Consider the following 9,124-nt stretch of genomic DNA (forward strand, 5'->3'; position numbering starts at 1 on the left):
AATAGCGAGATTTTTGATTAGTTTTTTATTTTATACTCGCGTTCTTAAGAAATTGCCTAGAAATAAAAGTGTAAATTTGTACAAATAAGTAAATTTACGAATGACGTTAAAAAGCTATTTTGAATAAGCTCTATCGTTGAGAGTGTGTGAGCGAAGTGTAAAAAGTTGAACGAAAGTCCAAGTAGGGTAATTGCGTACTTATTAGTAGCGGTAGTCAACGGATTACCGACACAAGCGATCGCTATTCCCACAGACAAGACGGGAGAAGCAATAGAGAGTTTTTCTTCTAGTTCTCCTGCTTCCCTTGAAGATCCGATGGCACAAGTGACATCAGTATCTCAACTGTGGGATGTCCAACCCACAGATTGGGCATTTGGTGCATTGCAATCTTTAGTAGAACGATATGGTTGCATTGCAGGTAATCCCGATGGAACTTATCGTGGTGATCGTCCCCTCAGTCGCTACGAATTTGCCGCTGGGTTGAATGCTTGCTTGGATCGGGTGAATGAATTTATCGCCACAGTGACGAGTGATTTAATCACTGGCGAAGATTTAATTACTTTAGAAAAATTACAAGTAGAATTTGCTACAGAGTTAACTGCTGTACAAGGTCGAGTCAATAATTTAGAAGCCCATACTGCTGAAATAACCTCTAATCAATTTTCCACAACAACCAAACTAAGTGGTTTTACTATAGTTGGTATTCAAGGACGCACTGACAACCGTGCTGATCTTAATCCTAGAGATCGGAAAAAAGATACAGATGATCCTGGTACAAATATCAATGTTATCTACTACAATCAATTGTATTTAACTAGTCAATTTAGTCCTAATAGTTATCTATTGACAAGTCTCATAGCAGGTGGTGGTTCGACAGCACCCAGGTTAAGCAATGACGTTTATCTTGGCTACGAATACTCCACTGATAGCAAATTAAGTATATATGACTTGAACTTCCGCTGGCTTATTACTGATAATTTAGCGATTATGGTAGGGCCTCAGGGTATAAATATGCCCAATGCTTTCCGTGGCCCCAACCGAGTGGAAAGTGGATCAACAGGGCCACTGTCATATTTTGCCCAAAGGAACCCAATTTTAGATATCGGGTTCAATGGAGGTGGTATTGCTGTTGATTGGCAATTTGCTAAACGTGCTAGTCTACAAGCTCTTTATACCAGTAATACAGCAGCAAATCCTGGCAAACGCAGTGGTTTATTTGATGGTAACACCACCACTAGTGTGCAATTATTACTGACACCATCTGATAGTTTTGATGTCAGTTTGTATTACGTGAAGAATTACTCTTCGGATGGATGTTTGCTTACTTATTTGGGTGATGATTGCTTAACAGCAGTTAATTCCAACACTCTTCAATCAGAACCATTACAAACTAATGCTGTTGGTACTTCTGTTAATTGGCAAATTTCACCCCAGGTGACTTTAGGTGGTTGGCTTGGTTATACAAATTCTTATATTCCAGGCAAATCAGGAAATGTAGAAACTACAAATTACATGGTGTATCTAAATTTCCCTGATTTATTCGCCAAAGGTAATTTGGGTGGAATTTATTTTGGACAGCCTCCCAAAATTACAAGTAGTGATTTACCACTAGGAAACAATGTCCCTGACTATATAAATACAGGTTTAGGGCGTCCAGAAAGCCAGCCAGGAACAACCCATCACCTCGAAGCTTTCTACCGCTTCCAAGTAACAGATAATATCAGCATCACACCAGGAATCATTCACATCTGGGAACCTGGCCATACACCAGATAGTGACTCAATTACAATAGGTGTGCTGCGAACTAGCTTTACTTTTTAGGTATAAATTAGAAATATAAAAGATAAAATGAGCAAACTTTAAGTAGTAGCACACCACTATTTAAAATTTAGTTTATACACTTAGTTATAAATGTTTTCACACAGCGATCGCTTCAAATCCACAGGGCACATACATCGATCCGTAAGCGGCGCATTATGCAGTGCTACTCGCAAGGTCTGTTCAGCCGTAGCCCTTGCCAGGAAGCCGACATAGAGGGGAATACCGTATAGCACCTCCATACTGATTTACTGCGATTAGATAGAGCAGGTAATCTACCTTTAGAGCTAACTTTCAGCGTTAAATTTCCCCTGGGAAGCTGATAAATCTTTTGCATCCTTAACAAGCTGATTCCATGCTGTGACTACAATCTGTAAATTCTTAGGCAAACGATTCTGAGAAATATCGTTGTATCGAACAGTACCATCACTACTAGTAAGAGTATAGATGATGTAATCAGCTGCACCAGAAGGTGCAGGATAACTAAGATTCTGAAATTCGTTGACTCCTTTTTCTTCTAGCAATTGCTGAAACTGCCGTAACTTCTGTAAAGAAACACGGCGAACACTACGTTCAGAATCGTTAGCATCACCCATACGAGTCCGAATCAAAAGTCCGTCATCCAATAAAACAGTTTCGTAGGTTCTACCCACAAAACCGCCACTAGAAATTTGACGGAAAACTACACCACTTTCTAAAAGCGGTGGTAACTCGCTAGTCGGGATTGGCTGAGGTTCAAGGCTATTATTAACAGTTATTTTACTAGCCTGTTTATCTAGCTTAATTGTATCTGGTTCACCAACTCGGTAAACTAAACGCTGTTGCCCATCGCTGACAGTTACTCGCCAACCAGATACAATACTCGGCGCACATAAAATCAGGGGTTCGCTAATACCCAAACAGCGATCTGGCCATTCTCGCCTTTCTACACCAACTATCCGTAGCCGGGAAGCGGGTAATCCTAACTCTTCTTCTGCATCTGCCAAAATCGCATCAGCGATGGATTTTGGTAAAGCGCTTTTACTTGCAGTTTGATTGAGTCTGACTTGAGAACCATCACGATTGGCGCGATAAACTAAACGTTGTTTTCCTGCTTGTACGTTTACTTCCCAAGCCTGTTGGGCAATCTCAATACAAGCTTCCCCAGGACGTGGCAAACCTAAACAGCCATCTGTGGTAATTTGCTTAAAATTAACAATGCGCACTCGAGAAGTGGGTAATCCTGTAAGTTGGGATGCAGCGGCTAAAATAGCATTTCTCACAGAAGTAGGTAAATTTTTTGATTGGTTATTTACAGGAGTTGCAGAATTGGCTAAACGTAAAGAACGACCATTACTATTAGTGTGATAAATCCAGTTCTGACTGCCATTAGACACAATTACCCGCCAACCCGGGACTAAAGCTTGCGTGCAGAATTCATCTGGTTTAGGCAATCCCAAACAACCATCGCGCCAAGTTTGTTGATTGTACGCAACTATTTTCAATTTACTGGGCAAAACTCCTTGGTTGCGTGATGATACATCTCGTAGTACAGCCCTCGCTACTGGTAAAGGTAAGCTGTTGTTTTTATTATTTACTTCCAAAATTTCATTTGCTGTGTCTGGCAAAATATTTCTGGGAGCGGCACTAGCATTTTTTATGAATGCGAAGTCGCTACTAACAGACAAAATGCCAGTTAATATCAAAGCAGTGAAAATTTTTACTTGTTTAGTGGTAAGATAATTCTTTAAGATGGTTTTCATAAGAATATTGCCTAATTAATAAGTAATAATTAGCTACAGTCATTAGTTGAATTTTAACTAACGACAGAAGCAGAGAAATATCCAAAGATAAATCTATATATCATCTCATTCCTGAATCAATCAGGATGCTTCTTGGTGTTTTTGAACACAGATATACAACTGGACGTAAATAGATTTACCTTTTGTTCCTAATGTATAACTATTGTTTGTAGTTGTAATTAGGATCTCACTTTCTTGGTAGATGCCCTGCTAAACCAGAGGGTTTAGTGGTTTGAGGCATCTGGTAAATCTTCAGTTAATATCTCCTTCAGTGTTAACAACCATTGGTAACAAGGCTCGTCAATTGGTGCAATTTCTCTACGTTGCTGTGCCAATGATTCGGTGTACGCTGTCATCCAAGCTACAGCAAGTTCTTGCTCCGAAACGGTTTCCTCTGTCAAGGCACGTTCAAACTGTTCTTCAATCCACTCTTCAAAAGTCAGAACTTCTAAATCTTGATACACCCAGGAGATGATTTTTTTGTCCATGAGAAATTTTCCAGAGACAAGAATCTGATAGATTCTCCTTTCTCCTCGTAAATAGAATCAGCTAAAGCTGTTATTTTTCCTTCCTTAGACAGTTTAGCGATCGCTATTTGGGCTTTTTGAAAGTAAACCTCTGTCAGCTTTCGTTTACGCTGCCTGAAACCTAATTTTTTACTTTCAGGCAAATAAGCAAGGTTAAAGGGTAATTCAACATTTATTACTTGATCTAAAATGCTGAGGGCAAGGATTCTACCTAACTGAGGAGGAACCGAATTTCCAATTTGCTCAATAACAACTTGTCGATTTCCTACTATTTCATAGTCATCAGGAATAGTCTGCAAACGCTTTAATTCAGATATGGAAAATCTACGGTTTTCCCAACTAAAGGGACCAGTATATTGACCACCCTGAGCTTTGATGGTTTGTACTGGTATATCTGGATCTGCTTTGTAGAGGAAATCAGAGAATTTTGATCTCCAACTGAAAATGGGATTTGGATAACCCATTTCTTTTGTATAAAAGCTGTAGTTAAGCCCTGGTGGAATATCTTCAAGTAAATGACCAAATCGTCCGCCCAAACCTGGTTCTATGTCTGAAATATCAGCACCTTCTATAGCCTTTGCTGCCGAATAATACGGACGCTGATCGAGAGAATCAAAACCGTGAGTAGGATATGGGAATAAATATTTCCCCTGTTTCAAGCCGACAATAAACAAACGTTCTCGATGCTGAGGTACACCGTAGTCAGCAGCATCTACCAAAATACAAAAATGCGATCGCCTGCTATTCAAACTAAAACATAGTCGGGCAAATCAATTCTAATCGTCGTAGCCGCCCAGTCTTTGAGGTCCGGCGCTAACAAGAGGAGTTTTCGTAGGATTTCATCGTTTACCCACAATACCAAGGGAAACTGAAACTGTTTACGAAACTCATCGCGCATTAAATTTGTGGAAATGATGAGTTGATTAATTGCGACTACGGACTCTAAACCATCTACTATTAATGCTTCGGGATGATTAGAGCCAATGACATTGGTAATAGTGGTATAAAGGGTTTGTGCAGAAGCAGGCAGAGATAATTGTGCGATCGCTATTGGTAAAAATTCATTTAACAAACTCACTAACTGCTGTTTATTGGTAGAGTTACAGCAGACCAAAAGTAGGGAAAATTGACCTTGGGAAAGGGTTATCGCCCTTGCCAACCTCGCAATAGCGGCTGTAGTGCTTGTATTATCATCTTGTGTCTTAATTAAGTTGATCATTATTTGACCTAAGTATATTTTTATATAGTTTTCTAAATAACCAGCAATACTATCCGTCTACTGAGAAACAAGGCGATAACTGAGTAACTTTCAAGACATTTTTTAGTTTTGTCCTGATGATTATACTCATGGTAATTTTAACAAGGAATGTGGTGTATCACCCCAAAATTACGCATAAATTTACGTAATTTTGCTAAAGATGAACTTTTGGACAAAATTTAGGCTGATTTTGCACGTAAGTGGGGATAGAGAGGTGGGGAGGTGGGGAACTCGGGGCCCCCGCTCCCCCAAGGGAGTGGGGATTAGGGGAGGTGGGGGGATGGGGGGGGGTGGTGAGGGGTGTGGGGAGTGTGTAGACGCGGTAGCGGTGAGGGGGTCGCAGTCTTGGACACCACGTACTACAACTCTTGGAACCCCCCGCAGTGGCTCCGCTTTCCGTCACGTAGACGCGGAGCAGCTTAAGGTAATGGTATGCGAACCCCCGTAGACGCCCAGAGGGCAGCTTCAAGGTAGAGTACCCGGAGGGCTTAAGGTAAGGGTGGAGTATGGGGAGTGTGGGGAACTCACCGGCCCCCACTCCCCCAAGGGAGTGGGGATTAGGGGAGGTGGGGAATAACCACTAATTACTAACTATTGACAAATGACAATTGACTAATGACCAATGACAAACTTACGCAACTTCTTGGAGAACTACGCAGTCATAGGTGATGATTTGTTGAAGCCTATGTGAAATTTTGTACCCAATCAATGATGAAGAAGTTTGTTAAATGTTGTCGGCAGTTGTTTGTGTGGAACGTTCGTCAAAGTAGTCATCGCAACCTAGCTTTTTTTGCTGTGGTGGTTACTTTGTCAATGATTGCTACAGTGATGCTATCTTTTCCCCTATCGGCTCAAATACCTACGCGCCCGCAAATAGCAGAGTTACGGGGAGTGTGGTTAACTAATATTGATAGCAATGTGCTGTTTGAACGCGATCGCCTCAAGAGTGCATTACAAAATCTCAAACAGCTGAATTTTAACGTTGTCTATCCGACCGTGTGGAATTGGGGTTGGACGCTGTATCCTAGCAAAGTTGCTCAAAAGGTGATTGGGCGATCGCTTGATCCAGAACCAGGTCTACAAGGGCGAGATATGCTTAAAGAAGTGGTCAACGTTGGGCATCAACAAGGCTTAACAGTCATTCCCTGGTTTGAATTTGGCTTTATGGCCCCTGCTGATTCCCAACTAGCAAAACGTCGCCCACAATGGTTAACTAGTCGTAGAGATGGTAGCAAAATTTGGAAAGAAGGTACTCATGATCGAGTGTGGCTAAATCCCTTTCGACCGGAAGTGCAACAATTCATCCAAGATTTAATAGTAGAAATAGTTAGGAACTATGACATTGATGGCATTCAATTTGATGACCATTTTGGCTTGCCATCAGAGTTAGGATACGACGCTTATACTGTCGCACTATACAAAAAAGAACACGGTGGTAAAGCGCCTCCTGCCAACTCCAAAGATCCAGAATGGGTACAGTGGCGCGCCAACAAAATTACTAACTACATGAAGCGGGTATTTACAGCGATCAAAGCCGCGAAAAAGAATTGTATTGTCTCCGTAGCACCTAATCCTCAACGCTTCTCCTACGAATTCTTTTTAGCAGACTGGCAAAAATGGGAAAGAATGGGACTTGTGGAAGACTTAGTTATACAAGTGTATCGAGACGACCTGAATGTTTTTAAGAGCGAATTAGAATACCCAGAAGTCAAAGCTGCTAAAAGTCACATACCCGTCAGTATCGGTATTATCACAGGGTTAAAACGCAAATTTGTACCGATGACACAGATTAACCAACAAGTCCAACAAGTACGCGATCGCAACTTTGCTGGCGTCTCTTTCTTTTTCTACGAAAGTTTGTGGAACATGACTAAAGAAGCACCACAACAACGTCAAACAGGTTTTAAAAATCTTTTCCCCACAGGAACATCCTACCCAAATCTACTAGCTGGGTGGAAGCCGTAAATTAGTTGATGGTTGGTTGTTGATGGTTGTTTGGAAATTACCAACTACTAACTACTATTGTGCAGACGCGAGGAACATCGCGTCTCTACCAACTAACCACTGTACAGACGTGCCATGGCACGTCTGGTACAACCAACAACCAACAACCAACAACCAACTATTCATGATCCAATTCCCAATCGCCCAGCTAAACCGGGAGTCAGGGGTAAAAGAGTTGCAACCATTAAGAATAAAGCCAACAAACCCAAAGCAGCGCGTGCATCATCTGGTTCGCTGATTTCATTCAAGCTAGGGCGTTCTAAGTCGCGTTGTAAAAACAGAATGACGATCGCCCAGTACATCGCTAAAGGATTACCCAAAGCTACTAATCCCAGCAAAATTAAAGTTGCAAAGGTCGTTCTACCAGCAGTTTTGCGCCCGTAGATGGCTTGGACAATCCGCCCACCATCAAGTTGTCCAGCAGGCATCAAGTTTAAAGCTGTGATTACCAATCCCAGCCAACCAATAACTACCAAGGGATGCACATCTACCAATGGTGACTGCAAAGCCGAACCCAGTACAACCCGTGCTAAACTGCCTACCAAAATTGAACCTTGGAAAAACTGATTGGGTAATTGAAACATACTGCCTGGATGGGAAAGCAGCAATCCAGCAATCAGCATCAACACAGATACAATTCCTCCAGCAGCTGGGCCAGCCAAGGCGATATCAAATAATACTTTACGGTTGGGTAACAAAGACTCAAACCGAGTGATTGCTCCAAAAGAGCCGATTTGTACTGCTGGTAGCAAGTAGGGCCAGCTGAGGCGGATGTTGTGACGGCGGGCAAGTAACCAATGCCCGATTTCATGGGCCAGTAAAATTACTAAAATCCCCAAACCAATAGGTAAAGTTTCTGATAAGCGTGCAAAATTGGCAAACAAATCAAATCCTTGTAGGATGCCCGAAGCTTCTAAACTTGTGGCAACTGTTGATACCAACAGAATTATGGCAAAGACTTTTTGCGATACGCTCATCGGACGCGGGTCATTGCGGCTGGGTAGGACAATCACCACTGGTTTTTCATCAGTATTTTCAACTAAATAAAGGCGGTATTTATCACCAAGTGTTTCCTGTAACTTAGCACTCAGACGGTTGTGAACCATCTCTGCTTCTCCCCGCAGATTACCTTTAAAGATGGCTCCTTCTTGATAGGCAATGGTTTCTGTCGCAAAAAACGTATCCAGACCGAAAATACCTTTGATAGCGTTCAAATCTGCTTCTGGGATTGGCAGAATCTCCAATTTTACCTGTGCAGGTTCCACCGTCGGTGTTGTTTCTGGTGTCGGAGTGGATTCTTGCTCAGCTAGCTTTTGTGTGGGTCGCTGTCTGAGAATCACGTCTTGTCCAGCTGCCCTTAACTGTCTGCCCAGATAGATGTAAATTGCCGTAGAAACTACCAGTAACAAGAGAATGGCGACAATATTGATGTAAATTCCGGCTGCAAATAAGCCAAAAAATACTAGCCAGGGAGCCATTAAAACCACTGACTGTAACCAGGCAAAGATTCCCAGCTTGCCATAGGGTCTGGCACGATAAAAGCCCCAACCCAAGATTCCGAAAGCGACTAATAAAATTGTCGCAATAATAGGAGTCTCTGATGCAGTAAACATTTCCAAACCCTTCGCTTTGCAAAATCAAGCCTGAATTTAGTCAGGTGTTCACATACATTAATAATTTATCAACATATGCAATGGGATTGCGATCGCTTTTCATCTTCAATTCCCTTGTCTAAA

At 41.8% G+C, this 9,124-nt stretch carries 7 protein-coding genes; 2 read left to right on the forward strand and 5 right to left on the reverse strand.

Annotated elements, in window-relative coordinates; genetic code table 11:
• Positions 1–165 precede the first annotated feature (165 nt).
• The gene (locus tag UYI_RS0106450; RefSeq protein ID WP_016865857.1) at positions 166–1,821 is read left to right on the forward strand and encodes an iron uptake porin; all 1,656 of its coding nucleotides are present in this window, start codon (positions 166–168) and stop codon (positions 1,819–1,821) included.
• Positions 1,822–2,105: 284 nt separating this feature from the next.
• Here the strand turns inward: UYI_RS0106450 and UYI_RS0106455 are convergent, their stop codons facing one another.
• The 4 genes from UYI_RS0106455 to UYI_RS0106470 all read right to left on the reverse strand — a co-directional run bounded on the left by UYI_RS0106455 (position 2,106) and on the right by UYI_RS0106470 (position 5,345).
• Entirely contained in the window at positions 2,106–3,560 is a 1,455-nt protein-coding gene (locus UYI_RS0106455; protein ID WP_016865858.1) for a hypothetical protein, read from the reverse strand.
• Positions 3,561–3,823: 263 nt separating this feature from the next.
• Positions 3,824–4,087 (reverse strand): hypothetical protein, encoded by a 264-nt coding sequence (locus UYI_RS0106460; RefSeq protein WP_016865859.1) that lies wholly within the window; start codon positions 4,085–4,087, stop codon positions 3,824–3,826.
• The gene (locus UYI_RS32050) at positions 4,048–4,875 is read right to left on the reverse strand and encodes a DNA cytosine methyltransferase (protein WP_081589201.1); all 828 of its coding nucleotides are present in this window, start codon (positions 4,873–4,875) and stop codon (positions 4,048–4,050) included. Before UYI_RS32050 ends, UYI_RS0106460 begins: the two co-directional genes overlap by 40 nt.
• Complete coding sequence (locus UYI_RS0106470; RefSeq protein WP_016865861.1) at positions 4,872–5,345, reverse strand: hypothetical protein; 474 nt, start codon at positions 5,343–5,345, stop codon at positions 4,872–4,874. Before UYI_RS0106470 ends, UYI_RS32050 begins: the two co-directional genes overlap by 4 nt.
• 750 nt (positions 5,346–6,095) lie before the next feature.
• Between UYI_RS0106470 and UYI_RS0106480 the strand changes: the two genes are divergently transcribed.
• The gene (locus UYI_RS0106480) at positions 6,096–7,349 is read left to right on the forward strand and encodes a glycoside hydrolase family 10 protein (RefSeq protein WP_407636585.1); all 1,254 of its coding nucleotides are present in this window, start codon (positions 6,096–6,098) and stop codon (positions 7,347–7,349) included.
• Positions 7,350–7,510: 161 nt separating this feature from the next.
• Here the strand turns inward: UYI_RS0106480 and UYI_RS0106485 are convergent, their stop codons facing one another.
• Positions 7,511–9,001, reverse strand: coding sequence for a site-2 protease family protein (locus tag UYI_RS0106485; RefSeq protein ID WP_016865864.1), 1,491 nt, complete (start codon positions 8,999–9,001; stop codon positions 7,511–7,513).
• Between the last annotated feature and the right edge of the window lie 123 nt (positions 9,002–9,124).

Origin of the sequence: Fischerella muscicola PCC 7414, from assembly GCF_000317205.1 — a bacterium.
In the GTDB taxonomy this organism is placed as follows: domain Bacteria; phylum Cyanobacteriota; class Cyanobacteriia; order Cyanobacteriales; family Nostocaceae; genus Fischerella; species Fischerella muscicola.